The organism is Pseudomonas sp. GW821-FHT01E05 (genome assembly GCF_059422425.1).
The window spans coordinates 19,764-44,445 of sequence record NZ_JBWKWW010000019.1 but is presented as its reverse complement, the minus strand read 5'-3'; the positions used below and the strand labels follow the sequence as shown (position 1 = coordinate 44,445).

Genomic DNA, 24,682 nt, shown 5'->3' with positions numbered 1-24,682 from the left:
CACGCTCCGCGTGGGAACGATCAGGTGAGGGTGTCACAGCTTGATCAGCACCGACTTCAACTCGGTGTAATGCTCAATCGCCGCATAACCCATTTCCCGCCCGACACCGGACATTTTGTAGCCACCAAACGGCAGCGCCGGGTCCAGGGCGCTGTGGCAATTGACCCACACCGAACCGGACTTGACCCGCGGAATCATCCGGTGCACCGCCGCCAGGTCGTTGGACCAGATACTCGCGCCCAAACCGTAGGGGCTGTCGTTGGCCATGCGCAGGGCATCGGCTTCGTCGTCGAAAGGAATCGCCACCAGCACCGGGCCGAAGATTTCCTCCTGCACCAGCGAGTGCTTCTGATCGACGTCGACGATCACTGTCGGCTTGACGAAAAAGCCCGGTCCAAACTGCTCGCCACCACAGGCGATGGTCGCGCCACTTTCACGGCCCATTTCGATATAGCGATAAACCCGTTCCTGCTGGCGGGCCGAGATCAATGGACCCATCTGCACGCTAGGGTCCAACCCGTTGCCGAGCTTCATGGCGTTGGCGATATCGGCGATGTCGGCCACTACATTGTCAAAGTGTTTGCGCTGCACATACAGCCGGGAACCGGCGCAGCAAACCTGACCCTGGTTGAAGAATATTGCGCTGGCGGCGCCTGCTGCGGCGCTGTTCAAATCGGCGTCGGCCATGACGATGGTCGGTGATTTACCGCCTAACTCCAGCGTGACGCGGGTCATGGAATCCATGGCGATCTTGCCGATTTCTTTGCCTACAGCGGTGGAGCCGGTGAAGGTCAGTTTGTCCACCAGCGGGTTGTGGGTCAGGGCTGAGCCAGCGGTAATGCCGGTGCCGGTCACCACGTTGAACACGCCAGTCGGGTAGCCGGCTTCGAGCACCAACTCCGCCAGTTTCAGCGCGGTCAGCGGTGTTTCGTCAGCCGGTTTGAGCACTACGGTGCAACCGGTCGCCAGTGCCGGGCCGAGTTTCCAGCAGGCCAGCAGCAGCGGGAAATTCCAGGCGACGATGGCCCCGACCACACCCACTGCTTCACGGCGGATGAAACTGTGAAACTGATCATCCGGCATCAGTGGCAATGAAACTTCGACGCTCGAACCTTCGATCTTGGTCGCCCAACCGGCCATGTAACGCAGGAAGTCGATGGACAGCTGTACATCCATGACCTGTGCCACCGCCGCACTTTTGCCGTTGTTCAGGCATTCCAGCTGCGCCAGTACTTCGGCGTCGCGCTGCATCAGATCGGCGAGTTTCCACAGCAGGTTCTGCCGCTCCCGAGGCCGGGTGCGAGTCCACGCAGAATCATCGAATGCCTGGCGTGCCGCGAGCACCGCGCGATCCACATCGTCCACTGTGGCACGGGGCACCACGCAAAGTATTTCGCCGCTGGCCGGGTTGTGCAACGGCATGGTCTGACCGTCAGCGGCCTCGACCCATTCGGCGCCGATCAGCATGCGTGGCGCGCGTTGAATAAAAGCAGTGGTGGCAGGGAGCAGGGAAGGGAGCTGCATGGCGTGACCTCTTGTTGTTCGAAAATAAAGGTTCGAAGTGAGGCGAGGTCTTTCGCAATGGCTGTGCCAAGTGGATAAGTTCGAATAACTGGCTGATTTTCAGCAAGTTATGGATTTTGGCGAGCGTGCTGGGGCAGGTGCTTCGTCGCAATTTGCGACAGCACTGAGACGTCTCCGATTGTTTTTTCGCCGATTTTTCGCTCCCAAGGGCATTAACAGCCCTTGGAGGCACGCGTCGCTCTAAGCCTGGCGACTCAGCATCCGATCAATCACTTCCCACAGCGCCGCATCGGTAAAGTCATCAATCACCAGATGCGCCCCGGCAGCCAGCAATGCTTCACGGCTCTGACTGGTGACCAGGCCGACCGTGAAGATGCCGGCCTTCACCGCTGCCGTCAGCCCGGGGATCGAGTCCTCGAAGGCGATGGCGACGTGGGCTTTGGCGTTCAGGCATTCAAGGCCGGTGAGATAGGGCAGCGGGTCAGGTTTGGCCCGAGGTAGTTCTTCCGCGACCACCACCGTCTCAAAGCGTTCTCGCAAACCCAAGGCTTCAAGCATGTGATCGGCATTGGCTCGTGGGGCATTGGTCACCACGGCGACGCCGATGCCTTGTTCCCTGGCAAAGTCCAACAGCCGCACCAGCCCGGCCATGGGCGTGAGTTGCGGTGACAGTTCACGGAACCGCGCTTCCTTGCGATCAGCAAAGGCTTGGTGTTCGGCCACCGAGCGCTGGGGGAACAGATAGCGGCACATGTTGGCGTTGGCCTGACCGCTGACGTGGGCTTCGAATTCTTCCTTCGTGAACGCCCGGCCATCCTCCTCCTGCAGCAGCTGTTGCAGGGCCAGCAGGTGGAGTCTGTCGGTGTCGGTCAGGGTACCGTCGAGGTCGAAAAGCAGGGCGTTGAGCATGGCTGGATTCCTGTCAGGCCGCGTCCGGGCCGGGTGCTGAAGCGGTTAAGCCGTCATCGTAGCAGCTGGCGAAGCCTGCGTTCGGCTGCTATGGGATCTATCGCCTATGCTCGTCTCAGAGTGGAACAGTTGTCGCGAAATTAGACGTTGGCAACCATCGATCCAATCGGTCTGCGGCCGCGGATTTCGGTTAATACCTTGATTAAAAACACTATTTATAAGCTGGCACGCTCCGTGTATTGCTCATGTCAGACGTTTCTCAGGCCTGCGTCAACAGCGTGCCGGTTGACGGTAGAGACCATAAAAACGATCCATAAAAAATAAGAAAGCACCGTGCGAGGTTCGACGTTGATGAAGAGAAAACTCCGATCAGGCATGAGCGGCAGCCTGCTGGCGATAGCCGCTTGTGTGGCCCTGCATTCTCCCCCAAGCATGGCGGCGCGTGATGCGCAGACCATCCTCAAGGAAACCTGTCAGGGCTGTCACACCCCCGAGGCTGGCAACGCTCTGAGCCGCATCAGCCACCAGCGCAAGACCCCGGAAGGCTGGCTGATGAGCATCGCCCGTATGCAGACCATGCATGGTCTGCAGATCAGCGATGAGGACCGTCGTACGCTGGTCAAATACCTGGCCGACACCCAAGGCCTGGCGCCGAGCGAGACTGACGGTGTGCGTTATGCGCTGGAGCGTCGACTCAATACCGTCGAGCATTTCGATGACCAGACCAGCCAGATGTGTGGCCGCTGCCACTCCGGTGCGCGGGTTGCCTTGCAACGGCGGCCGGCTCAGGAGTGGGAACGCCTGGTGAACTTCCACCTGGGGCAATGGCCTTCGTTGGAGTATCAGGCACTGGCCCGCGACCGTGACTGGTTCGATATCGCTCGCAAGGACATGGTGCCGCTGCTGGCCAAGCGTTATCCGCTGGAAAACCAGGCTTGGAACAACTGGCTTAAAACAGCTCCGAAAGCCGACTCACTGGCAGGCGACTGGAGCTTCAGCGGCCAGTTGCCGGGCAAGGGTGAACTGGCCGGCGTGATGACCGTCAGCACCGCTGGCACCGATCAGTTCAAGGTCAGCGTCAAAGGCCAATACGCCGACGGCAGCCCGTTCAATGGCGAAGGCAGCGCAATCCTCTACAGCGGCTACGAATGGCGCGGCAACGTGACGATCGATGGCGTGGTCATGCGTCAGGTGTTCGCCGCCAAGGGCAGCGAACTGCAAGGCCGCATGTTCGAGGCCGAGCACGATGAGCGCGGGCTGGACTTTATTGCGGCAAGGCACGGTTCCAGTCGTTTGCTGGCGGTGCAGCCGGGTTACCTGAAAGCCGGTAGCGAAACTGAAGTCACGCTGATCGGCAGCGGTCTCACTGGCAAACCAAACTTCGGCAAAGGCGTGGACGTGGTCGAAGTGCTGGAGCAAAGCCCTGAGCGCTTGCGGGTCAGACTCAAGGCGGCTGCGGATGCGAAGCCAGGCTTGCGCGAGGTCACGCTGGGTAGCCTCAAAGGTGCCTCGCTGGCGGTCTATAGCAACATAGCCGAGGTCAAGGTTGTGCCCGGGTTTTCGGTGGCACGGATCGGCGAGGGCGGCGGTTCCACACCGAAGGTCCAGGGCCGTTTCGATGCCGAAGCCTGGGGCAAAGGTGCTGACGGCAAGCCATATCGGATCGGCGTGTTCCCGGCGCAGTGGAAGGTCGAAGCCTTCGACGAGCGCGCCAAGGAGGACGAAGACGTCAAGTTCGCAGGCCAAATGCAGGCCGACAACGGGGTGTTCACTCCGGGCGATGCCGGGCCCAATCCACAACGCAAAATGTCCACTAACAACGCGGGCAACCTCAAGGTAATCGCCGCCGTGGATGACGCCGGAAAATCCCTGACCGGTGAAGGCCACATGATTGTCACCGTGCAACGCTGGAACAATCCACCCATTCCCTGATGGTCTGGCTAAACCAGCAGTTCAGGCATTTTCAGGAATGACCGCAGACCCTGAATAACCGGGTTTGCACAGGAGGTTGCGATGGGCGCTGTTTTGAATCTGATCGAGCGGAATCTGCACGAAGTGCATGTCGATGCCGACCGCATGTTGTTCCACATTCCGAGCAGTTCGCTGTTTGCCAGCGATGAACTGACGGGCACGATTATCGATACCTTGCGCGGTCCCGGTTGCTCGTCCGACGACCTGATCGAGCGCCTGGCCGCGCGCTACGGCGGCGAGGAAATCACCGAGACCCTGCGCGAGCTGATCGCCCTGGAACTGGTCAGCGACGGTTCGCCGCTGACCCCGGACATCGGCGTCAAACGGGTCGAGCGCACGGCGATCAATACCGTGGTGCTGAACGTCAACACTGGCTGCAATCTGAGCTGCACCTACTGCTACAAGGAAGACCTCGACAAGCCGTCGGCCGGTAAGAAAATGGACGTCGAAACGGCGATCGCTTCAGTGGAAATGCTGCTGCGCGAATCCCCGGATGAAGAGCGTTTCACTGTGGTGTTCTTTGGCGGCGAGCCGCTGAGCAATCGCAAGCTGATCGAATACATGGTCGACTACTGCGAGAAGCGTTTTTCCGAGGCCGGAAAATTCGTTGAGTTCGTCATGACCACCAACGCGACGTTGCTCACCGAAGAGACCGTCGACTACCTGAATGCTCACCGCTTCGGTTTGTCAGTGAGCATCGACGGCCCGAAAACCGTGCACGACCGCAACCGTATCACCGTGGGCGGGCAGGGTACGTACGACGTGGTCCGGCGCAAGGCCGAGATGCTCTTGTCGCGCTACAACAGCCGCCCGGTGGGCGCGCGAGTGACCCTGACCACAGGCGTCACCGACGTCGAAACCATCTGGGATCACCTGTTCAATGAGCTGGGCTTTGCCGAAGTCGGATTCGCCCCGGTGACCTCTGGCGACATCAGCAGCTTCAACCTGTCCAGCGAGGAGCTGATTGAAGTCTTCGCCAACATGAAAAAACTCGGTCGGCGTTATCTGGAAGCGGCACTGGAGCACCGCAATATTGGTTTCTCCAACCTGCACCAGTTAATCACCGACATCCACGAAGGCCACAAAAAAGCCCTGCCGTGCGGTGCGGGTCTGAAGATGCTGGCGGTGGATCACAAAGGCGAGCTCAACCTGTGCCACCGTTTTACCGGTTCGTCGTTACCGACGTTCGGCAACGTCCACAGCGGGGTGAAGCAGGTCGAGTTGAACGACTTCCTGTCCCAGCGTCTGGACCGCACCAACACCGGTTGTGAAGACTGCCACATCCGCAACCTGTGCTCCGGCGGCTGCTACCACGAAAGCTACGCCCGCTATGGCGACCCGACGCACCCGACCTATCACTACTGCGAGTTGATGCGTGACTGGGTCGACTTCGGCATCCAGGTCTACACCCGGATCATGGCCCACAACCCTGCGTTCATCAGCAGCTACATCACTCCGCGCAAGGCTCACTGATATGAAACATCTCAAGGCAATCAACAACAAAGCCCAGAAGCTCGATCAGGCCGCGGCCGAAAACCGTATCGAAGAAGTGGTGGCGATGAACTCCGTCGCCGGCTGCGCCTCGACCACCGACCCCGGTTGGGAGATCGACGCCTTTGGCGGCGTGTCGTCGCTGTGCCAGCCGATGGAGGCTGACCTTTACGGTTGCTCCGACCCCTGCTGGTGGCCGGCCCAGGTGCCGGACATGATGAGCACCTACCCGGACTGGAACAAAGATGCGCAAGCCTCCAACGAGAGCTGGCGCAATCTGGGGACTGTTTTTCCGAAAGACAAATAGTTCCCGAAAGACAAATAATCCCACAGAAGGATTCCAGCATGCTTCGCACCAATGTCTGCGGCCTTGCCGCTTCCGCCATTCTGGGCGTGTGTTCGTTCACGGCACTGGCCGATGAAAACCCGATTCTCGAAACCGGTCACGAGTACATGTTGACCACCAATTACCCGAACAACCTGCACGTCATCGACCTTAAGACCGACAGTCTGTACAAGACCTGCAAACTGCCGGACGCCTTCGGCCCGGGCACTATCCAGCTGTCCCCGGATCGCAAGATTGCCTACGTGCTGAACAACCATTACGCGGATGTTTACGGCGTCGAGCTGGATAGCTGCAAGCAGGTATTCCACGCCAGCATCACCCAACAACCGGGTGAGAAAGCGCGCTCGATGTTCGCCTTCACCGTCAGCCACGACGGCAAGGAGCTCTACACCGTCGCCAATCCGACATTGATGCGCAGTGACCATTACGAAGTGCAGGCGCCACGGCTGGATGTCTACGCCACCGACGCCGGCATGAGCGCCAAACCGGTCCGCAGCTTCCCTGCGCCACGGCAGCTCACCATTATGCAAAGCGGCGATGACGGCACACTCTATGTGGCAGGCGCGGACGTCTACAAGGTCGACGTGAAAACCGGAAAATTCGACGTGCTGATCCCCAGCCGCCACTGGAAGCGTCCGTTGTACAGCCCGCCGGACGTGCTCTACGTGTGGAACCAGCAAACCTATCGGCATGACTTCTCGCTGCTCTACACCGCAGCGAAATTCAAAGACAAGAAGGAAGACCCGGCGACCGCCGAGCTCCTTTACGGCCTGTTCAGCATCGACTTGAAAACCGGCAAAACCGAAACCACCGACTTCGGACCATTGACGGAAATCTATTTCAGCGGCATGCGTTCACCCAAAGACCCGAACCTGATGTTCGGCGTCCTCAACCGGTTGGCCAAGTACGATATCAAGCAGAAGAAACTGCTCCAGTCGACAACCCTGGATCACTCCTACTACTGCATCTCGTTCAACAAGGAAGGCAGCAAGATCTACCTGGCCGGGACCTTCAATGACGTGGCGATTTTTGATGCCGACAGCCTGAAGCAGGTGGGCAGTATCAAAATGCCGGGTGGGGATATGGCGATTACCACGGCACAGGTGTTTGTGCGCTGATGGTCAAACCGGCTGCTCTCGGATGAGAGGGTAGCCGGCCACGGGTTTCACTCTTGCCATTCTGGCCAGGACACTACCGCTTCATACTCAAGCCACGGCACATCATGGGACGTCCATATGTGCGCCTGTGGCTTGATTCCCGGATCGTCATCGAGCGTCGCGACGCGAACAATCACATGAGGCTGACCCAAGCGCTGTGCCACTAAATGGGAACCGCAGACAGAGCAGAAGTGTCGCAGTTTTCCCGGTGAAGATTCGAAGGATGAAAGCTTGTCCTGACCTTTGACCCAGCGAAAGTGTTCTCGCATGACGCCTGCCGTGGAAGCAAAAGCGGCGGCGTGAGCTTTGCGACAGGTGTGGCAATGGCAGTGGCTGATCGGCATGTCGAGGCTATCGAGCTGGTATTCGATGGTTTTGCACAGGCAACTGCCTTTGAGGGTATTCACGGATTCATCCTTGTATCTACTTTTAATGACGATTACCGGCCATATGGGGGGATTAATGGCCAAACTTCCCGACGTTTGCCGATAGTTGAGAATACCTGATGTAACGTGAGGGTTGCTCCCCGGGACGGGCAGGCCTACTGTTCATTCAGGAGGATTGCTATGAACACATCATCAGATCACATTGAAAGAAAGGTCTTGCTCAACGTGCCGCGCTCATTGGTCTGGCGTGCGCTAGCGGATGCTGAAGCCTTCGGTGACTGGTTCGGCGTGGCGCTCAAAGGGCAACGCTTCGTCGCGGGCCAGCGTACCCAAGGGAAAATCACCTATCCGGGGTACGAACATCTTGTGTGGGATGTACTGGTCGAGCGTCTCGAGCCGGAGCTGGTTTTTTCCTTCCGTTGGCATCCTTATGCCGTGGATCCCGGTGTCGACTATTCGGCGGAGCCCACCACGCTGGTGCGGTTTGAGCTGGAAGACCTGGGGGACTCGGAGGATCCGGAGGACCCGGACGCCGGCACCTTGCTGCGGGTAGTGGAGTCCGGTTTCGACGACATCCCGGCGGAGCGTCGTCTGAAAGCCTTCCGCATGAACAGCAGGGGCTGGGACGAGCAGATGAGCAACATTGAGACGTATCTCGCTGCGCATTGAGGTTATCCAAAACGGTGCGCCGATCGTCATTTACTGCACGACGGCGCGGTTATGGCGAAAGGCTTACACGCGGTCGATGGAATGTCGTCTGTTGACGCTTGGGCATTGAGCCTAATCTACATCCATCAACTGAAGCGAAGGACGCGCTCAGGGTCATGGATGACCGACCATTTGCATGGAATGCAGCCGACAGGATGTCGTAATGGTCTTGAAAAACCCGCTTCGGCGGGTTTTTTGTTATCTGCTGAAAAGTCCGCAGCTTCAGACCTCGACCACTTCGCGCAGGGTTTCCAGCGTCCGTTTCAACATTGGCAGCCCGATCGCCCCCCGCAGTGCGTGGGGCGCATGGGCGGTCGCCGCAAACGGTTCTGCCGTTGTCACCATCACGCCCTTACGCTTTAGCTCGGCGACGACGCTTTCCGCGCGCAGACCTCCCTCGCCACAGATTGTGTGTTCGGCGCAGCTTTACCAGTTGTGACTCAGCTGCTGCGCAACCCGATCGACAACCTCACCACGTAGCTTGCGCGATTGCGCCGAGCGCCGATTGGCTTCCTCCAGCACCGCGCGCGGTGCAGTCTGCGGGCTGCCGGAGTCGAACGGTGGAGCAGGAGCGTATTCGAGCTGCAGCTGCACCAGTTGCGCCGTGTCTTCGCCGAACAATTCACTGGCCAGGCTCAGCGCGAAATCGATTCCGGCGGTAATGCCTCCGCCGGTCAGCAAGTTGCCGTCGCGCACCACACGCTCGCGTATTGGAATGGCGCCCAACGGGCCAAGCAACTCGTGGTAAGCCCAATGAGTGGTTGCACGTTTGCCGCGTAGCAGTCCTGCGGCGCCCAGCACCAGGGCGCCGGTGCAGACCGAGGTGATATAGCGCGCGTGGCTGGCCTGACGTTTGATGAAGTCCAGGGTCTCGGTGTCTTCCATCAGCGGTTCGACACCGGAACCGCCGGGAATGCAGATCACGTCCAGGGGCGGGCAGTCGTCGAAGCGGGTGGTCGGGATCAACATCAGGCCGGTGCTCGAACTCACCGGTTCGAGGTCCTTCCAGATCAAATGCACGGTGACGTCCGGCAGCGAGGCCAGCACATCATAAGGCCCGGTCAGGTCGAGTTGCTGAACCTGTGGAAACAACAGAAAACCGATCTGCAGCGTCATTGCACAATCCTCGTGGTCGATCCAATGCACTCACCCGGCATGGGTGGACGACTTCACTCTATCGACGTAGGATTTGGCGTATACGCCAATAAGCCCACGATTTACGCCAGTCATGACGACCCAACCGAAAACTGTTTATGTGCTGGCCTTTGCCAACGTGCAAGTGCTCGATGTGACCGGGCCGTTGCAGGTCTTCGCTTCGGCCAATGATCTGGCCCGTCAGCAAGGTTTGCCGCAGCCCTATGCGCCGACGGTGATTGCCGCGCAGACGGGACCGGTGATGTCTTCAGCCGGGCTGGCGCTGGTGGCCGATCCGCTGCCGGCGAAGGACCGGCCGTGCGACACGCTGATTATCGCTGGAGGCTGGGGCGTCTACGCGGCGGCCGAAGACGCCAGCCTGGTTGAGTGGGTACGCCAGCAGGCATCAGTATCGCGACGGGTTGCTTCGGTCTGCACCGGCGCTTTTCTACTGGCTGCCAGCGGTTGGCTCGACGGTCGGCGCGTGGTCACCCACTGGACCCGCTGTGAACAGCTTGCACAGAAACATCCGCAACTGCGGGTCGAGCCCAACCCGATCTTCATCAATGACGGCCCGGTCTGGACCTCGGCCGGGGTGACCGCCGGTATCGACCTGACACTCGCCCTGGTCGAAGAAGACCTCGGCCGAGCCATGGCCCTGGAGGTTGCACGGCAACTGGTGGTGTTTCTCAAACGCCCAGGTGGGCAGTCGCAATTCAGCGTGACCTTGTCCCTGCAAAAAGACGGCAATCGCTTCGACGAGCTCCACGCCTGGATCGCCGAAAACCTGGCCATGGAACTCAACATCCCGACCCTGGCGCTACAAGCCGGGATGAGTGACCGTAGCTTTGTGCGGCATTACCGGGCCGAGACGGGTCAGACTCCGGCTCGCGCGATTGAGTTGATTCGGGTGGAGACCGCGCGGCGCTTGTTGTGTGATACCGCCGTGCCGATCAAGCGGGTGGCGGCGCAGTGCGGGTTTGGCAGTGAAGAGACGCTGCGGCGCAGTTTCTTCAGGGCCATGGGGGTGACACCTCAGGCTTATCGAGAGCGGTTTTCAACGGAGGACGTCGGGCAGCAGAGTGATCATCGAGATTCTTGACACTGCACCATCGGCTTCTCTAGGATGCTGCTCATGCGCCGATTTAAACAGCTACTTGCGGGGCGCCAGGTGACTCAAAGGGTTACCGACAGAAGCTTGAAACAGGCTTCGAAATACCGCTAAAGCGCTGGTTCGGTGTTGCCTCTCACCTGCCATGCAGACTTTTGAGGCAGAGACTCGACACGATGAATGCACTTCGCCCCCTTATACGTCTGGCGCCGATCACGGCGGACCTCACCCAGCGCAATCCAAAAATCCTTCTTGGCGGTAAACATCAACCCACTTTGCTGCGCTATCTCGATGGCTGGCCGCGACGCACCGGTGGTCCTTCGGCTTTTCTGATTCAGTTTGTCGAAGACGGGGAGTCGCTGGCGCGCTTTGCCAGCAACAGTTTCGATCTGGCGGTGATTCAGGCACCCAGCGCCGAGCACGCGGCAGAAGTCATCAAGCAACTGACGCGAATCGCCCGGCAAGGGTTGATTACCCGCCGCTGAGGCCAGTGGGTTCAGGCATTGGCGCTACTGCGTTGCAGCATGGCGTTCAACGCGTCCTTGGCTTCGGTGCTGTTCAGACGTTCGATAAACAGCAGGTTTTCCCTGCGCAGGGTTTCCTCCAGTTCCTTCAGCACTGGCTGCTTAAGCAGCCGTTTGCTGTGCAACAGGGACTCGCGAGGCAGGGCCAGCAGTCGATCGGCCATCCGTTGTGCTGCGGCCAGACATTGTTCGCCGTCGTCCAGCACTTCATTGGCCAGCCCCCAAGCCACCGCCTGAGTGCCGTCCAGGCCGTCCCCCCAGAGCAGCAGTCGGGCGGCTCTGGCATGGCCGAGCATGCGCGGTAACAGCAGGCTTGCACCGAATTCAGGGCACAAGCCAAGGTTCACGAAGGGCATGCGCAGTTTGGTATTACGGGTGACCAGCACCTGATCGCAATGCAGCAGGAGGGTGGTGCCGATACCGATGGCAGCGCCGCAGACCGCGGCGATCAACGGCTTGTCCAGATGGATGACCGCGTCCATGAGACGGAACGCCGGGCTATTCAGATGGGTCGGTGGATCCTGGAGAAAGTCCTGCAGGTCGTTGCCACTGGTAAAGCACTGTTCGCCCCCGGTGATGATGACCACGGCAGTCTCGGGGTCTTCGGCGGCAGCAAACAGCAGGTCGGCCAGACGGGTGTACATGCTGTTGCTCAGGGCATTGAGCTTGTCCGGACGGTTGATGGTCAAGGTCAACAGTCCGCCGCTTTGGTTGCACTTGATCAGGTCGTTCATGGGGTCGCCTTTGCTGGATTTCACTGTCCGGAACACCACGGGTTCCGGCAGTTTCTTGTTGTTTTTGGCGCTTCAAAAGGTCGGCGGGGTGATTACCCAGATCACCACCGCATCGACCTCACCGGGATTGCCATAACGGTGAGGTTCCTGGCTGGAAAAACTGAAACTGTCGCCTTCATTGAGCTGAAAATAGCGCTCGCCGACCCACAGCTCAAAGTTGCCGGAGAGCAGGTATCCGGCTTCCTCGCCTTCATGGCAATAGCTCTGCTGGCTGTAAGTGCCTGGCGGAAAGCGCGAATGCAGGATCTCCAATTGACGATTGGGTTGCGGGGTCAGCAACTGGTCAACGATGCCGTCTTCGTAATGCACGCTCATTCGGCTGTTCTTGCGGACCACGTAACCACTGTCCTCGGGGGCCGTGCTGGCTTCGCTGGCGAAGAACCACTGGATGGTGACGCCCAGGCTGCGGGCGATGTTGAACAACGCCGGAATCGAGGGGTAAGCCAGATTGCGTTCGAGCTGGCTGATATAGCCTGCCGTCAGCTCGCTCATCTCAGCCAGGGCGGTCAGGGTCATGCCCCGGCGTTTGCGCAGCCCGCGAATCCGCGTGCCCAGAAAGTGCGGCTCTGTTGCGCCGCTCTGTTTGGCGGACGCGGCGCTGGCAGGCGGCAGGTTGCTGCTGTTGCTCATTGCGTGCTCCGAACCGAGTGTTGGCTGAGCGTCTGAAACGCTCGAGCCTGCCGATGGCACGTCAGCGAGGGCGCTGACAAGGGCCCGGAGTATAAAGCAGCCTCAGAGGTCCCAGGCAACCTTCAACCCTTCATAAATCGCTTCTTCGGCCGTGCGCGGTGCCAGGCAGTCGCCGATCCGGCGAAATTCCACCAACCCCTGCAGTTGCGCGCCCAGCGTATCCACCGGCTGATGGCCCTGGCACAGCACCAGGGTGTCGATGTCTTCGAACATGATCGGCTCTGCACTGGCGGTGTGTTGCATGTAGACGGTGCTGTCATCGCAGCCGTACAGACGGGCATAGGGCGTGATCGGAATGCCCAGCCGATGCAGCTCACCGACCAGTTGATCGCGCACGTACAGCGGCAGGTTTTCCCCGCAATGGGTGCCGTTGACCGCCAGTTGCACCTGATGCCCTGCGCGCACCAGACGTTCGGCGACGCCGGGGCCGATCCAGTCGCAACGCCAGTCGACGACGAGCGCCGAACGCCCGAGCTTGACCTCGTCGCGCAGCACCTGCCAGGCATCCACCACTTGCAGTTCGCCGCCGCGTTCGAAAGCCGGCCAGTAGGGTTCGGCACCGGTTGCAACGATCACCAGATCCGGCTGTTCGCGCTCGACCAGTGCCCGGTCGACGCGGGTGTTGCGCACCACGCGTACGCCGGCCAGTTCCATTTCCCGCTGCAAGTTGGTGCTGGCGCCGCCGAATTCGCTGCGCCGAGGCAGCAGTTGCGCCAGCAGGACCTGCCCGCCGAGCTGCGAACTGGCTTCATAGAGCGTGACCTCATGCCCGCGCTCGGCGGCCACGGCGGCCGCCTTCATCCCGGCCGGACCGCCGCCGGCGATCATGATGCGCTTGCGTTTGGTGGTCGGCTGCAGGGAGCCGAAAACCAGTTCACGGCCGGTTTCCGGGTGCTGAATGCAGGAAATCGGCAAGCCTTTGTGGAAGTGCCCGATGCACGCCTGATTGCAGGCGATGCAGGCTCGAACATCTTCGCTGCGCCCGGCGTCGGTCTTGTTCGGCATTTGCGGGTCGCAGATCAGTGCGCGGGTCATGCCGCACACATCGGCCTGACCGCGAGCAATGATCAGTTCGGCCTCCTGCGGCTGGTTGATGCGTCCAGTGACGAACAGCGGAATCGACAGGCTGGCCTTGAACGTCCCGGCCTCCTTGGCCAGATAGGCCGGTTCGATGGCCATCGGCGGCACGATATGCACCGCACCGCCCAAAGACGCCGAGGTCCCCGCGACGATGTGCACGTAATCCAGGTACTGCTGCAGTGACTTGACCGCCGCCAGCGACTCGTCTTCGGTCAGGCCCTCGGGGTCGCGTTCGTCGGCGGAGATGCGCAAGCCGATGATGAACTGCTCGTCAGTGTTCGCGCGCACCAGCGCAATGACTTCGCGCAGAAACCGCAGGCGCTGTTGCAGGTCGCCGTTGTAACCGTCGGTGCGTTGGTTGACGCGTGGGTTGATGAATTGCGCGGGCAGGTAACCATGGCTGGCGACCACTTCCACACCGTCCAGCCCGGCTTGATACAAACGCCGGGCCGCTGCGCCATAGCCGGCGACGATGTCGTCGATCATCGCCTGATCAAGCGCGCGCGGCATGACCCGAAAGCGTTCGTTGGGCACCGCCGAAGGCGAGTAGGCGACGGCCAGCAGGCCATCGCTGGACTCCATGATTTCCCGCCCCGGATGGAAGATCTGCGAGAGCACCACGGTGCCATGGGCATGACAGGTTTCGGCCAGTTTTCGGTAGCCCTCGATGCAGGCGTCGTCGGTGGCCATCAGCACATGGGAGGTGTAGCGCGCGCTGTCATGCACCCCGGCAACTTGCAGCACGATCAGGCCCACGCCGCCCTCGGCACGCGCCCGGTGATAGGCGATCAATTGCTCGTTGACCAGATTGTCGGTCGGCATCGACGTGTCGTGACCGCTGGACATGATGCGGTTTTTGAGGCGCTTGCCACGGATCTGCAGCGGTTCGAAGAGGTGCGCAAACGCTTGGTTTGAAGTCGGCATGGTGTGGTACTCCAGGCTAGCCGAGGCCGGTAAACAGGATTTTCGGCGTTGTTATTATTCCGCTATAGAAATTTACCCTCAGTAAAAAATCAACTTGTTTTTTTAATTGTGGTTGAGTAGCTTCAATCCGCACCCACTCCTGGGGTGAACCTCACCAAAATAAAAACGGGTCACGGCAGCGCTCGCTGAGTGATACCAGCACGAGGAACCACTGATGAAGTCGAATACGCTCAAGCACGGTTTTTATCCTTTGATTCTCACCCTCGCCATGGGCCTGGGTAGCGCTCAAGCAGAACAGGACATGGTGGTGGTCGGTTATGGCGGTGCCGGTCAAAAAGCCCAGGATGTGGCTTTCTTTCAACCCTTCAGCGCAGCGGACGGCAGCAAGCTGATCCAAAGCGAATACAACGGCGAGATGGCCAGGATCAAGGTGATGGTCGACACCGGCAACGTCGATTGGGACGTGGTGCAGATCGAAGGCCCGGACCTGATGCGCGGCTGCGATGAGGGCATGTACGAGCGACTCGACTGGAAGAAACTTGGACGAGAGGACCAGTTGATTCCCGATGCGGCACAAGCGTGCGGTTCCGCCGCGTTGGTATGGAGCGTGGCGATTGCTTACGACACCGACAAACTGGCGCAGGCACCAGCTTCATGGGCGGACTTCTGGGATGTACAGAAAATCCCCGGCAAGCGCGGGTTGCGTAAACGTGCGGTGTATAACCTTGAGTTCGCCTTGTTGGCGGACGGGGTGAAAGTCGAGGACGTGTATTCGGTATTGAGCACACCCGCGGGCGTAGATCGTGCGTTCGCCAAACTGACTGAACTCAAACCCTATATCCAGTGGTGGGAAGCCGGCGCGCAACCGGCGCAATGGCTGATCTCCGGAGACGTGGTGATGACCTCAACCTACAGCGGGCGCATCGCCGCCGCCGCGCAAGGCGGCAGCCATCTGGGGCTGGTCTGGCCTGGGAGCCTGTACGGCATGGACTACTGGGCAATCATCAAAGGCTCAACACATGTGGACCAGGCCAAAAGGTTCATTGCTTTCGCCAACCAATCCGACGCGCAGATCAAGTATGTCGAGCAGATTCCTTACGGGCCAACCAACACGCAAGCGGCGGCGCGCCTGGATCCCAAGCTGGCCCAATGGGTGCCGACCGCACCGCAGAACCTGACCGGCGCGTTGTCGATGAATGTGCCGTTCTGGGTCGATCACGGTGAAGAACTCGAAGAGCGCTTCAATGCCTGGGCGAGCAAATAGGCGCAGACCTTAATGCCCGTAGCAGCCGCTACGGTTCGCGTGGCAAGCCCCCTCGCCACAGTTCGAGTTCCTGTTGTACAGTCGTTCAGCTTAGTGGCTGCAAACAACCAGCCCAACGACTGATCCCAGGAGATTGACCACAATGACTCAGGAAGCCCGCTTTTCCCGAATGGAGCCGGAGTTGCGCAAGGCCAACCTGATCGAGGCAACGCTGGTGTGCCTCAAACGCCACGGCTTCCAGGGCGCTTCGATCCGCAAGATCTCCGCGCAGGCGGGGGTTTCGGTCGGGCTGATCAGTCATCACTATTCAGGCAAGGATGAACTGGTGGCCGAAGCCTACATGGCGGTCACCGGTCGAGTCATGAGCCTGCTACGCGAAGCCATGGAACAAGCCGCACCCAATGCGCGCGAGCGTTTGTCGGCGTTCTTTCGCGCATCGTTCTCGGCCGAAATGCTTGATCCGCAATTGCTGGATGCCTGGCTGGCGTTTTGGGGCGCGGTAAAGACCGCCGAGGCGATCAACCTCGCCCACGAGCATTCCTACGGTGAATACCGCGCCGAGTTGCGCAAGGTGTTGAACGATCTGGCGCAGGAAGAGGGCTGGGAAGACTTCGATGCCGACCTTGCCGCTATTGGTTTGAGCGCGCTGCTCGACGGCTTGTGGCTGGAGTCGGGACTCAACCCCGGCACGTTCACCCCGAATCAGGGCATCCAGATTTGCGAAGCCTGGGTCGACGGTTTGCAGGCGGGCGGTCGCCAGCGTTTCCGGCTGCAGACGGAGGGCTGTTGATCGACTGTTCAGCAATGGATACTCTCTGCCGCTGATGCAGGAAAAACTCTAATAAGAAACGCGCCTTCGGGCACAGGCAGGACAACAAGCGATGACTCCTCGGGTACTGATCGTCGACGACGATCCGCTGATTCGCGAACTCCTTCATGCTTACCTCTCGCAGGAAGGCTACGAAGTGCACTGCGCCGCAACCGCGGAACTGGCCGAAACCTTTCTGGCAACCACCCCTGTCGATCTGGTGATGCTGGACATCCGGCTACCGGGCAAGGATGGCCTGACCCTTACCCGCGAGCTGCGCGTACGCTCGGAGGTCGGGATCATCCTGATTACCGGGCGCAACGACGAAATCGACCGCATCGTCGGCCTCGAATGCGGCGCCGATGATTATGTGATCAAACCCCTCAACCCGCGTGAACTGGTGTCTCGGGCGAAAAACCTGGTGCGCCGGGTTCGCCATGCCCAGGTGCACAAGCCGGCGACGGTGCTGCCTCGTCAGCAAGTCAAACAGTTCGCTGCCTGGGCACTGGATACCGATCGCCGACGCTTGATCGATCAAGCCGGTGGCGAAACCCTGCTGACCCATGGTGAATACCAGTTGCTCAGTGTGTTTTTGCGCAACAGTGGCCATACCTTGAGTCGCGACCAGTTGATGGATCAGATCCGCAACCGTGAATGGGTGCCCAATGATCGCTCCATCGACGTCCTGGTGGGGCGCTTGCGGCGCAAACTGCATGACGATCCCGCCGAACCGCAATTGATCATTACCATCCATGGCGCAGGTTATTTGTTCACCGCCAGTGAGGCTGCCTGAACGGCATGTTGCGGCTGCTCTGGCTGCTGTTGGCGCTGGCGGGTACAAGCGCTGCGGCGGCCGAGCGAATTCGTTATTGCGATTATCCGGTCTACCCGCCGATTTCCTGGAGCGACGGCAAACAGGTGCGCGGCCTTGCGCCCAGCGTGGTCAAAAGCTTGTTTGGTCAGCTGGGTTATGAGGTCGACATCGTCGTGCTGGGCAACTGGAAGCGCTGCTTGCTGGACGCCGCCGAAGGCCGCGTTGACGTGGTCCTGGCCTACAGCACGGCGCAACGCGAGCAGAGCATGCGCTTCTCGACGGTGCCGGTGTTGCGCGAAGAAGTCGCGGTGTTCGTCAATCGCCAACATCCGGTGAAGTTCGAACGGCTTGAAGACCTGGGCAACTACCGTGGCGGTTTACTGTTCGGTGAAAGCTATGGGCTGGACTTCGATCGTTTCGTCGCTCAGCACGGCAATATCGAATGGGTGTCCGACAGTCGACAGAACTTCGGCAAACTGATTCGCGGCAGGATCGACTTCATCACTCAGGAGCGACGCACCGGGCAGCTGTTCGTTGAACACTTGCCGGGCGCCGCAGACATCGAGGCATTGCCCAATTCGTTGAGCGTGGACTATTTACGGGTCGCGGTGTCACGCCGTTCCGCACTGGCCGAACGCATGCCCGATATCGACGCCCAACTGCAGCGGATGGTCGACTCCGGCGAGATCGAACGTTGGCTGAACGAAAGTGAAGCCACCTACCGAGACATGATCAACCTGCCGGCGGATGCGCAATGAAACGCACCAATCCCAGCGGCCTGTTGCGGCGTTTGCTGCTGTTCATCCTGCTGTTCAGCCTCTGTTTCACCCTCCTCGCCAGCACCGTGCAGTTGTACTTCGAGTACCGCCGTGAAATGCGTGATATCGATTCGCGCATGGAACTGATCCGGGCCGGCTACCTGGCAAGTCTGGAGCGCAGCCTCTGGGATCTCAACCAGGAGCAGTTGAATGTGCAATTACGCGGGTTGGTGGATTTTTCCGATGTGGCCCGCGTGCGTTTGAGCAGCCCTGACTTTGACCTGCTGCAAGGCAGTTCATCTGCACCGGGGGCGTTGCGCATCGAGCGTTTCGAGCTGAACTATCAGCCGCCGGCCGGCCCATCGCGGCATCTGGGCGAGCTGGAAGTCAGTACCGATCTGGGGGCGGTGTATCGCCGTTTGTACGCCACCGGGCTGACCAGCCTGTTATGGATGAGTGTGTTCCTCTGCGGTCTGGCGGTTGCGCTTTCGGGGTTGTTCTACCGTTTGGTGACCCGACATCTGCAGGTCATGGCCGATTTTGCCCGGCGAATTGCCGCCGGAGACTGGCACGAGCCTTTGCGGCTGGATAAAAGCAGCACCGGTACCGAGGACGAAATCGATACCGTGGCTCACGCGCTCGATGACATGCGCCGGGCAATCCTTAGCGATATCGACCGGCGCGAAGTCGACCGTCTGGCACTGCAAGACAAGCGTGACGAACTGCAGAAAATGGTCGAGCGACGCACCGCCAGTCTGCTGCGCGCCAAGGACGATGCCGAAGCGGCCAACCTCGCCAAGTCGCGCTTCCTCGCCACCATGAGCCATGAACTGCGCACGCCGCTCAATGGCATTCTTGGCATGGCTGAACTGCTGCGCGGCGCCCGCCTCGAGGAGCGCGATGGTAAACGTCTGGAAGCTTTGTATAAGGCCGGCGAAGGTTTGCTGACGATTCTCAACGAAGTGCTGTATTTCGCCCGGCTGGAAGAAGGTGAAAGCCATCCGGAGCTCGTCGATTTCTCCGTCAGGCAACTGATCGATGAAGTGCTGACGCTGCTTGAGCCGAGGGCGTTGAGCAATGGCACTCAATTGCATTGCCGGTTTGATCCGCAGGTCGCAGATCGTTGCCACGGTGCCGAGCAGTTTTTGCGTCAGGTGTTGAGCAATCTCCTGGCCAATGCCGTCAAGTTCACCGAGGCAGGGCAGATCACCGTTGACGTCGCGCTGCTGGCTGCTGGTGATCTGATAACTGGACAGCGCCTGCGTTTCAGCGTGACCGACAACGGCATCGGCATCGCGGCAGCGGTGCAGGTAAAGATTTTCGAGCGTTTCACTCAAGCCAGCGAAGACGTGGCGCAGCGTTATGGCGGCACCGGATTGGGATTGGCGATCAGTAAACATCTGGTGGAAGTTCTTGGCGGGCGCATCGGTGTCGACAGCCAGGAGGGGCAGGGCAGCTGTTTCTGGTTCGAGCTGACCCTGCAACCGGTCGTGGGGGTTGCGAACGCCACCGCCACCAGTGCGCCGGGCCAGGCCCTGAGCATTCTGGTGGTCGAAGACGTGGCGCTGAACCGCGATGTGGTCAGCGGCTTGCTGGAGCGGGACGGGCATCGGGTCAGTCTCGCCGAAGATGCCGAGCAGGCTTTGGAGTGCTGCCGCAAGCAATCCTTCGAGTTGATTCTGCTGGATGTGCATCTGCCGGGAATGAGCGGCGTCGAGCTGTGCAGACTGATCCGCAGCACGTCTGGGCCCAATCAACACAGCCGTATTTTCGCTCTGACCGCCAGCGTGCAGCCGACCTTGGTACGCGGTTATCTGGATGCCGGTATGCAGGGCATTCTCGGCAAACCGTTGAAACTCGAAAGTCTGCGCCAGGCATTGGCCGGTGAATCGCCCATGCCCGAGCCTGCGCTGGAACACGAGTTGATGGACTGGCAGTTGCTGCACACCCATCGCACCTTGCTCGGCGAACAAAAACTTCACGGCCTGCTGAAGGTGTTGCGCGACTCGATTGCCCAGCATCGCACGGCGCTTACGGAAGCCATCGAGGCGGGTGACTGCACGGAAGTGGCGCATCTGGCCCATCGTTTGGCCGGGAGCAGCGATTCGCTGGGGTTCCGCGCCTTGGCCGATGTCCTGCGAGCCTTCGAGGAGGCCGCACTGATCAACGACACCGTGGCGATACACGCGCTGGTGCCGCAGTTCCATGGGGTGTTGCAGCGTTCGCAAGGGGTGCTGGCAGACGTGTTGAATGCCTGACGCACAAATTCGTTACGACTTATTACATCTTTGATCTTTGCGTACAACGCGAACTTACATGGCTTTCCAATAATCGGGACAACCGCGCCGGACGCGGTCTTCGAAGCTTATTGGAGATAATAATAATGAACTGCCGTAAAGCTGATCTTTCCCCGCGCGATGACCTCCTGTCATCCACCGCGCACCTCGCCCAGTTTTAAGAGGTGCCGTCATGAGCGAATCTATCGAACGAAAAGGCGTACACCTGACCCGAGCCTTGAAAAGCCGGCACATTTTCATGCTGTCGCTGGGCGGGGTCATCGGCACCGGGCTGTTCATGGGCTCGGGTGTCACCATCAACCAGGGCGGGCCAGTGGGCGCCATTCTGGCTTACCTGGTGGCCGGCTTTCTGATGTATCTGGTGATGGTCTGCCTCGGCGAGCTGTCGGTGGAAATGCCGGTTTCCGGATCCTTCCAGACCCACGCCACCAAGTACATCGGGCCTGCCACCGGCTTTATGATTGGCTGGGTTTACTGGATGAGCTGGGCAACCACAGTCGGTCTGGAATTCACCGCGGCGGGCATGTTGATGGTGCGCTGGTTCCCGATTATCCCGATCTGGTACTGGTCGGCGCTGTTCGTGGTGGTGTTGTTTGGACTGAACGCCTTGGCGACCCGTGCTTTCGGTGAAGCGGAATACTGGTTCTCCGGCATCAAGGTGGCGGCAATCCTCGGCTTTATCATCGTTGGCGTGCTGGTGATTTTCGGCGCGATACCGCTGACCAGTGGTGCCCCGGCGCCGATGATGACCAATCTGATCGGTGACTCGCTGTTCCCCAACGGGCTCTCTGCGGTGTTCGCGGTGATGATGACCGTGGTGTACGCCTTCCAGGGCTGCGAAATCATGGGGGTTGCCGCTGGCGAAACCGATCAGCCGGAGAAAAGTATTCCCAGGGCTGTGCGCAACGTGGTGTTCCGCGTGCTGATCTTCTATGTGCTGGCGATTGTGGTGCTGTCGGCCATCGTGCCATGGCAGCAGGCCGGCTTGATGGAAAGCCCGTTCGTGCAGGTGTTCGACATGGTCGGCATTCCTTACGCCGCGGACCTGATGAACTTCGTGATCCTGACGGCGATTCTGTCGGTCGGTAACTCGGGGCTGTACGCTTCGACGCGGATCCTTTGGGCCATGTCGAAAACCGGTATGGCACCCAAAAGCCTGTCGCCACTGAGCTCTCGCGGCGTGCCGTTGCGTGCTCTGAGCATCACCCTGTGCTTTGCGCTGGTGTCGCTGATGACCAGCTTCGTCGCTGCCGACACCCTGTTCATGGTGCTGATGGCCGTGAGCGGCATGTCCGGCACCGTGACCTGGATCGTGATCGCCCTGGCGCAATACAAATTCCGCCGTGCGTACATCAAGGGCGGCGGCAAACTCAGCGATTTGAAATACCGTGCGCCGTGGTTCCCGTTCCTGCCGCTGCTGTGCATCGCTTTGTGCTGCTCGCTGTTCGTCTTCCTGGCCCTCGACGAGACCCAACGTCCGTCGCTGTATTGGGGCTTTGGCTTTATCGCCATCTGCTACGGCGCTTACTTCATGACCAACCGTAAACGTCAAGCGGCTCTGGCGCAGGCCCTGCCAACGGTTTGAGCCAACAAACGAAAAACCTGTAGGAGCGAGCTTGCTCGCGATAGCGGACTGACAGTCAACATCCCCGTTGAATGTGATGTCGTCGTCGTCGGAACGCCGCCCGGAGCAAGCTCGCTCCTGCATTTCATCATCCCCCCGATTCCTCAATCGCAAGCAGCCGCCGTGGTCAGTTGTTCAAAGATGTAACAGCTTTTTCGGCGGATATTCGAAATCTATAATTTTTTTCTTTTAAAACAATAAGTTATTTAATTTTAAGGGCTGTTACAGGCCCCTTGGCCGCAGGATTGCCGCCTTACTGAACAGTCGTTTAGTATGGGTGCCATGTCGTCAATCACAATAATTCGAGGACTCGTATGACTACTCAATCTTCTCTGCTCAGTCAGGTCGAAGCGGGCGTTGCCTGGATCACCCTCAACCGCGCACCACAACGCAATGCGCTGGATATCCCGACGCTGAAAAGCCTTCACGCCTTGCTCGATCAATTCAACGCGGATCCTGCTGTGCGGGTCGTCGTTTTGACCGGCACTGGCCGCAGTTTTTGCGCCGGCGCCGATCTCGCTGAATGGGCTGAAGCCGAGGCACGTGGCGCACTGGAAAGCTACGGCTGGACAGAAACCGCCCACGCCATGATGAGCCGTCTGCACAGCCTCGATAAACCCACCATCGCCGCGATCAATGGCACCGCCGTCGGCGCCGGGATGGATTTGACGCTGTGCTGCGATGTGCGTCTCGCCGCGCAGTCCGCCCGGTTCAAGGCCGGTTACACCAGCATGGCGTATTCGCCGGATGCCGGTGCCAGCTGGCATCTGCCGCGTCTGATCGGTGTCGAGCAGGCCAAGCGTCTGTTGTTCCTCGATGAACTCTGGGGCGCCGATCGCGCCTTGGCGGCAGGCCTGGTCAGTGAAGTGTGTGCCGATGAGCAACTGCTGAGCGTGGCCGGCGAACTGGCCGCGCGTCTGGCCAGCGGCCCGACCTTCGCCTTCGCCCAGACCAAGAAACTGATGCGTGAAGGCGCCCATCGCAGCTTGCCTGAACAACTGAGCGCGGAACTCGCCGCCGGTTTGCTCTGCGGTCGCAGTGAAGACGGCGCCGAAGCGTTGCGTGCGGCGATGGAAAAACGCGCGCCGGCCTTTGTCGGTAAATAGGTCGGCCAAACAGGGTCGACGACCAGGCGGGCTCTCCAGCCAACGAATAGAACGTCATCGAATACTCGGTTATCGAAGAGCAGGTAGCGCAATGAATTTCCAGCTGACCCAAGAACAAGAAATGTTGGTGGATGCGGTTCGCAGTTTTGTCGCCAAGGAACTGCTGCCCCATGAAGAAGCGGTCGATCGCGCCGATGAAGTCTCTCCGGAGCTGGCCGCACAGATTCGCGGCAAAGCTGTGGCGGCGGGTTTCTATGCCTTCAACATGCCGGAAGAGGTCGGCGGCGGCGGGCTCGACTACCTGTCCCAGGCGCTGATCGAACGCGAGCTGTCCAAGGTGTCGTGGGCGCTGCATGTGTTTGTCGCACGTCCGTCGAAAATCCTCATGGCTTGCACCGGCCAGCAGATTCAGGACTATCTGTTGCCGTGCATCCAGGGTGAAAAGATTGACTGCTTCGCCCTGACCGAACCGGGCGCCGGCTCTGACGCCAATGCCATCAAGACCCGCGCGGTGCGTGAGGGCGATGACTTTGTGTTGAACGGCAGCAAACACTTCATCAGCCATGCCGGGCACGCCGATTTCGCCATTGTCTTCGCCGTGACCGATACCTACGAACACAACGGTCGCAAGCGCAATGCCGTAACCTCGTTCCTGGTCGACCGCGACACGCCGGGCATGACCATTCGCCGTGGGCCCAAGTGCGTCAGCAACCGCGGTTATCACACCTATGAAATGTTCTTCGACGATTGCCGCGTACCCGCCTCCAAAGTGCTGGGCGAAGTCGGCAAGGGCTGGGACGTGGCCAACGCCTGGCTGACCGCCGGGCGGGTGATGGTTGCCGCCAACTGCGTCGGTCAGGCCCAGCGTGCGCTGGACGTGTCGCTGCAATGGGCGGCGGATCGCAAGCAGTTCGGTCAACCCATCGGTACCTATCAGGGGGTGTCGTTCAAGCTGGCCGACATGGCCACGCAAATCCGCGCGGCCGAGCTGTTGACCCTGCACACCGCCTGGAAAATGGATCAGGGCTCCATGACTGACGGCGAAGCCGGGATGGCCAAACTGTTCGCCAGTGAAGTGCTCGGTCGCGTGGCTGACGAGGCGGTACAGATTTTCGGGGGGATGGGCTTGATGGACGAAGGTCCGGTGGAGCGCATCTGGCGTAACGCCCGGATCGAACGGATCTGGGAAGGCACCTCGGAGATTCAGCGCCACATCATTTCCCGCGAGCTACTGCGGCCGCTGCTGCGCTGATCGGGTCGGA

At 59.9% G+C, this 24,682-nt stretch carries 23 protein-coding genes; 16 read left to right on the top strand and 7 right to left on the bottom strand.

Annotated features, from left to right (window positions below; translation table 11 throughout):
• Window positions 1–33: 33 nt before the first annotated feature.
• Both AC07W5_RS28420 and AC07W5_RS28415 read right to left on the bottom strand, forming a co-directional pair.
• A complete protein-coding gene (locus AC07W5_RS28420; protein WP_494994061.1) occupies window positions 34–1,524 on the bottom strand; it encodes an aldehyde dehydrogenase family protein in 1,491 nt (496 codons plus the stop codon).
• A 240-nt stretch (window positions 1,525–1,764) separates the two neighbouring features.
• Window positions 1,765–2,433 (bottom strand): HAD family hydrolase, encoded by a 669-nt coding sequence (locus tag AC07W5_RS28415; protein WP_494994060.1) that lies wholly within the window; start codon window positions 2,431–2,433, stop codon window positions 1,765–1,767.
• A 351-nt stretch (window positions 2,434–2,784) separates the two neighbouring features.
• Here AC07W5_RS28415 and peaA point away from each other — a divergent pair, with 351 nt between their 5' ends.
• The 4 genes from peaA (at window position 2,785) to peaD (ending at window position 7,359) form a co-directional block, all read left to right on the top strand.
• Complete coding sequence (peaA, locus tag AC07W5_RS28410) at window positions 2,785–4,365, top strand: quinohemoprotein amine dehydrogenase subunit alpha (RefSeq protein ID WP_495024754.1); 1,581 nt, start codon at window positions 2,785–2,787, stop codon at window positions 4,363–4,365.
• Between the two features lie 81 nt (window positions 4,366–4,446).
• Window positions 4,447–5,877 carry a quinohemoprotein amine dehydrogenase maturation protein gene (gene peaB, locus AC07W5_RS28405; protein ID WP_494994058.1) on the top strand — a complete coding sequence of 477 codons (1,431 nt, stop codon included), beginning with the start codon at window positions 4,447–4,449 and terminating at the stop codon, window positions 5,875–5,877.
• Window position 5,878: 1 nt separating this feature from the next.
• Window positions 5,879–6,202 (top strand): quinohemoprotein amine dehydrogenase subunit gamma, encoded by a 324-nt coding sequence (gene qhpC / locus AC07W5_RS28400; RefSeq protein ID WP_489071896.1) that lies wholly within the window; start codon window positions 5,879–5,881, stop codon window positions 6,200–6,202.
• Between the two features lie 38 nt (window positions 6,203–6,240).
• Window positions 6,241–7,359, top strand: coding sequence for a quinohemoprotein amine dehydrogenase subunit beta (gene peaD / locus AC07W5_RS28395; protein WP_495024753.1), 1,119 nt, complete (start codon window positions 6,241–6,243; stop codon window positions 7,357–7,359).
• Window positions 7,360–7,406: 47 nt separating this feature from the next.
• Here the strand turns inward: peaD and AC07W5_RS28390 are convergent, their stop codons facing one another.
• The gene (locus AC07W5_RS28390) at window positions 7,407–7,805 is read right to left on the bottom strand and encodes a GFA family protein (protein ID WP_494994056.1); all 399 of its coding nucleotides are present in this window, start codon (window positions 7,803–7,805) and stop codon (window positions 7,407–7,409) included.
• Window positions 7,806–7,964: 159 nt separating this feature from the next.
• Here AC07W5_RS28390 and AC07W5_RS28385 point away from each other — a divergent pair, with 159 nt between their 5' ends.
• Together AC07W5_RS28385 and AC07W5_RS28380 are read left to right on the top strand one after the other, a co-directional pair.
• Window positions 7,965–8,453, top strand: coding sequence for an SRPBCC family protein (locus AC07W5_RS28385; RefSeq protein WP_494994055.1), 489 nt, complete (start codon window positions 7,965–7,967; stop codon window positions 8,451–8,453).
• A 202-nt stretch (window positions 8,454–8,655) separates the two neighbouring features.
• Entirely contained in the window at window positions 8,656–8,931 is a 276-nt protein-coding gene (locus tag AC07W5_RS28380) for a hypothetical protein (RefSeq protein WP_495024752.1), read from the top strand.
• Here the strand turns inward: AC07W5_RS28380 and inhA are convergent.
• Complete coding sequence (inhA, locus tag AC07W5_RS28375) at window positions 8,919–9,608, bottom strand: isonitrile hydratase (protein ID WP_494994053.1); 690 nt, start codon at window positions 9,606–9,608, stop codon at window positions 8,919–8,921. The two genes, AC07W5_RS28380 and inhA, sit on opposite strands and share 13 nt — an antisense overlap.
• 112 nt (window positions 9,609–9,720) lie before the next feature.
• On the opposite strand from inhA, the gene AC07W5_RS28370 reads away from it, so the two are divergent.
• Both AC07W5_RS28370 and AC07W5_RS28365 read left to right on the top strand, forming a co-directional pair.
• Window positions 9,721–10,728, top strand: a complete 1,008-nt coding sequence (locus AC07W5_RS28370; RefSeq protein ID WP_495024751.1) for a GlxA family transcriptional regulator — start codon at window positions 9,721–9,723, stop codon at window positions 10,726–10,728.
• Between the two features lie 185 nt (window positions 10,729–10,913).
• Window positions 10,914–11,222, top strand: a complete 309-nt coding sequence (locus tag AC07W5_RS28365) for a class I SAM-dependent methyltransferase (protein WP_494994051.1) — start codon at window positions 10,914–10,916, stop codon at window positions 11,220–11,222.
• Between the two features lie 11 nt (window positions 11,223–11,233).
• Here the strand turns inward: AC07W5_RS28365 and AC07W5_RS28360 are convergent, their stop codons facing one another.
• The 3 genes from AC07W5_RS28360 to AC07W5_RS28350 form a co-directional block, all read right to left on the bottom strand.
• Window positions 11,234–11,995 (bottom strand): enoyl-CoA hydratase, encoded by a 762-nt coding sequence (locus AC07W5_RS28360; RefSeq protein WP_494994050.1) that lies wholly within the window; start codon window positions 11,993–11,995, stop codon window positions 11,234–11,236.
• Between the two features lie 72 nt (window positions 11,996–12,067).
• Window positions 12,068–12,685: a helix-turn-helix domain-containing protein gene (locus AC07W5_RS28355; RefSeq protein WP_494994049.1), complete on the bottom strand. Its 618-nt coding sequence runs from the start codon at window positions 12,683–12,685 to the stop codon at window positions 12,068–12,070.
• Between the two features lie 102 nt (window positions 12,686–12,787).
• On the bottom strand, window positions 12,788–14,749 hold the full coding sequence (locus AC07W5_RS28350; RefSeq protein ID WP_495024750.1) for an oxidoreductase: 1,962 nt from the start codon (window positions 14,747–14,749) through the stop codon (window positions 12,788–12,790).
• Window positions 14,750–14,963: 214 nt separating this feature from the next.
• On the opposite strand from AC07W5_RS28350, the gene AC07W5_RS28345 reads away from it, so the two are divergent.
• From AC07W5_RS28345 to AC07W5_RS28310, 8 genes are all read left to right on the top strand, one after another.
• Window positions 14,964–16,013, top strand: a complete 1,050-nt coding sequence (locus AC07W5_RS28345) for an ABC transporter substrate-binding protein (RefSeq protein ID WP_495024749.1) — start codon at window positions 14,964–14,966, stop codon at window positions 16,011–16,013.
• Window positions 16,014–16,155: 142 nt separating this feature from the next.
• Window positions 16,156–16,803: a TetR family transcriptional regulator C-terminal domain-containing protein gene (locus tag AC07W5_RS28340; protein WP_494994046.1), complete on the top strand. Its 648-nt coding sequence runs from the start codon at window positions 16,156–16,158 to the stop codon at window positions 16,801–16,803.
• A 91-nt stretch (window positions 16,804–16,894) separates the two neighbouring features.
• Window positions 16,895–17,614 (top strand): response regulator, encoded by a 720-nt coding sequence (locus tag AC07W5_RS28335; RefSeq protein WP_494994045.1) that lies wholly within the window; start codon window positions 16,895–16,897, stop codon window positions 17,612–17,614.
• Window positions 17,615–17,619: 5 nt separating this feature from the next.
• Window positions 17,620–18,393: a substrate-binding periplasmic protein gene (locus AC07W5_RS28330; RefSeq protein ID WP_494994044.1), complete on the top strand. Its 774-nt coding sequence runs from the start codon at window positions 17,620–17,622 to the stop codon at window positions 18,391–18,393.
• Window positions 18,390–20,651, top strand: coding sequence for an ATP-binding protein (locus tag AC07W5_RS28325; RefSeq protein WP_495024748.1), 2,262 nt, complete (start codon window positions 18,390–18,392; stop codon window positions 20,649–20,651). The genes AC07W5_RS28330 and AC07W5_RS28325 overlap by 4 nt, the downstream gene beginning before the upstream one ends.
• Before the next feature lie 211 nt (window positions 20,652–20,862).
• On the top strand, window positions 20,863–22,275 hold the full coding sequence (locus tag AC07W5_RS28320) for an amino acid permease (protein WP_495013046.1): 1,413 nt from the start codon (window positions 20,863–20,865) through the stop codon (window positions 22,273–22,275).
• Window positions 22,276–22,628: 353 nt separating this feature from the next.
• Window positions 22,629–23,420, top strand: coding sequence for an enoyl-CoA hydratase/isomerase family protein (locus AC07W5_RS28315; RefSeq protein ID WP_495024747.1), 792 nt, complete (start codon window positions 22,629–22,631; stop codon window positions 23,418–23,420).
• A 91-nt stretch (window positions 23,421–23,511) separates the two neighbouring features.
• Window positions 23,512–24,672 carry an acyl-CoA dehydrogenase family protein gene (locus tag AC07W5_RS28310; protein ID WP_494994040.1) on the top strand — a complete coding sequence of 387 codons (1,161 nt, stop codon included), beginning with the start codon at window positions 23,512–23,514 and terminating at the stop codon, window positions 24,670–24,672.
• The last annotated feature ends 10 nt before the right edge of the window (window positions 24,673–24,682 follow it).

What these genes read in the sequence shown, in the direction of transcription:
- AC07W5_RS28325 (WP_495024748.1), top strand. Translation starts at nt 18,390, where the DNA reads ATGAAACGCACCAATCCCAGCGGCCTGTTGCGGCGTTTGCTGCTGTTC.
- AC07W5_RS28385 (WP_494994055.1), top strand. Translation starts at nt 7,965, where the DNA reads ATGAACACATCATCAGATCACATTGAAAGAAAGGTCTTGCTCAACGTG.
- AC07W5_RS28415 (WP_494994060.1), bottom strand. Translation starts at nt 2,433, where the DNA reads ATGCTCAACGCCCTGCTTTTCGACCTCGACGGTACCCTGACCGACACC.
- AC07W5_RS28340 (WP_494994046.1), top strand. Translation starts at nt 16,156, where the DNA reads ATGACTCAGGAAGCCCGCTTTTCCCGAATGGAGCCGGAGTTGCGCAAG.
- AC07W5_RS28345 (WP_495024749.1), top strand. Translation starts at nt 14,964, where the DNA reads ATGAAGTCGAATACGCTCAAGCACGGTTTTTATCCTTTGATTCTCACC.
- AC07W5_RS28330 (WP_494994044.1), top strand. Translation starts at nt 17,620, where the DNA reads ATGTTGCGGCTGCTCTGGCTGCTGTTGGCGCTGGCGGGTACAAGCGCT.
- peaB (WP_494994058.1), top strand. Translation starts at nt 4,447, where the DNA reads ATGGGCGCTGTTTTGAATCTGATCGAGCGGAATCTGCACGAAGTGCAT.
- AC07W5_RS28310 (WP_494994040.1), top strand. Translation starts at nt 23,512, where the DNA reads ATGAATTTCCAGCTGACCCAAGAACAAGAAATGTTGGTGGATGCGGTT.
- AC07W5_RS28350 (WP_495024750.1), bottom strand. Translation starts at nt 14,749, where the DNA reads ATGCCGACTTCAAACCAAGCGTTTGCGCACCTCTTCGAACCGCTGCAG.
- AC07W5_RS28320 (WP_495013046.1), top strand. Translation starts at nt 20,863, where the DNA reads ATGAGCGAATCTATCGAACGAAAAGGCGTACACCTGACCCGAGCCTTG.
- AC07W5_RS28335 (WP_494994045.1), top strand. Translation starts at nt 16,895, where the DNA reads ATGACTCCTCGGGTACTGATCGTCGACGACGATCCGCTGATTCGCGAA.
- AC07W5_RS28355 (WP_494994049.1), bottom strand. Translation starts at nt 12,685, where the DNA reads ATGAGCAACAGCAGCAACCTGCCGCCTGCCAGCGCCGCGTCCGCCAAA.
- qhpC (WP_489071896.1), top strand. Translation starts at nt 5,879, where the DNA reads ATGAAACATCTCAAGGCAATCAACAACAAAGCCCAGAAGCTCGATCAG.
- peaD (WP_495024753.1), top strand. Translation starts at nt 6,241, where the DNA reads ATGCTTCGCACCAATGTCTGCGGCCTTGCCGCTTCCGCCATTCTGGGC.
- peaA (WP_495024754.1), top strand. Translation starts at nt 2,785, where the DNA reads ATGAAGAGAAAACTCCGATCAGGCATGAGCGGCAGCCTGCTGGCGATA.
- AC07W5_RS28315 (WP_495024747.1), top strand. Translation starts at nt 22,629, where the DNA reads ATGACTACTCAATCTTCTCTGCTCAGTCAGGTCGAAGCGGGCGTTGCC.
- AC07W5_RS28365 (WP_494994051.1), top strand. Translation starts at nt 10,914, where the DNA reads ATGAATGCACTTCGCCCCCTTATACGTCTGGCGCCGATCACGGCGGAC.
- AC07W5_RS28420 (WP_494994061.1), bottom strand. Translation starts at nt 1,524, where the DNA reads ATGCAGCTCCCTTCCCTGCTCCCTGCCACCACTGCTTTTATTCAACGC.
- AC07W5_RS28370 (WP_495024751.1), top strand. Translation starts at nt 9,721, where the DNA reads ATGACGACCCAACCGAAAACTGTTTATGTGCTGGCCTTTGCCAACGTG.
- AC07W5_RS28380 (WP_495024752.1), top strand. Translation starts at nt 8,656, where the DNA reads ATGGTCTTGAAAAACCCGCTTCGGCGGGTTTTTTGTTATCTGCTGAAA.
- inhA (WP_494994053.1), bottom strand. Translation starts at nt 9,608, where the DNA reads ATGACGCTGCAGATCGGTTTTCTGTTGTTTCCACAGGTTCAGCAACTC.
- AC07W5_RS28360 (WP_494994050.1), bottom strand. Translation starts at nt 11,995, where the DNA reads ATGAACGACCTGATCAAGTGCAACCAAAGCGGCGGACTGTTGACCTTG.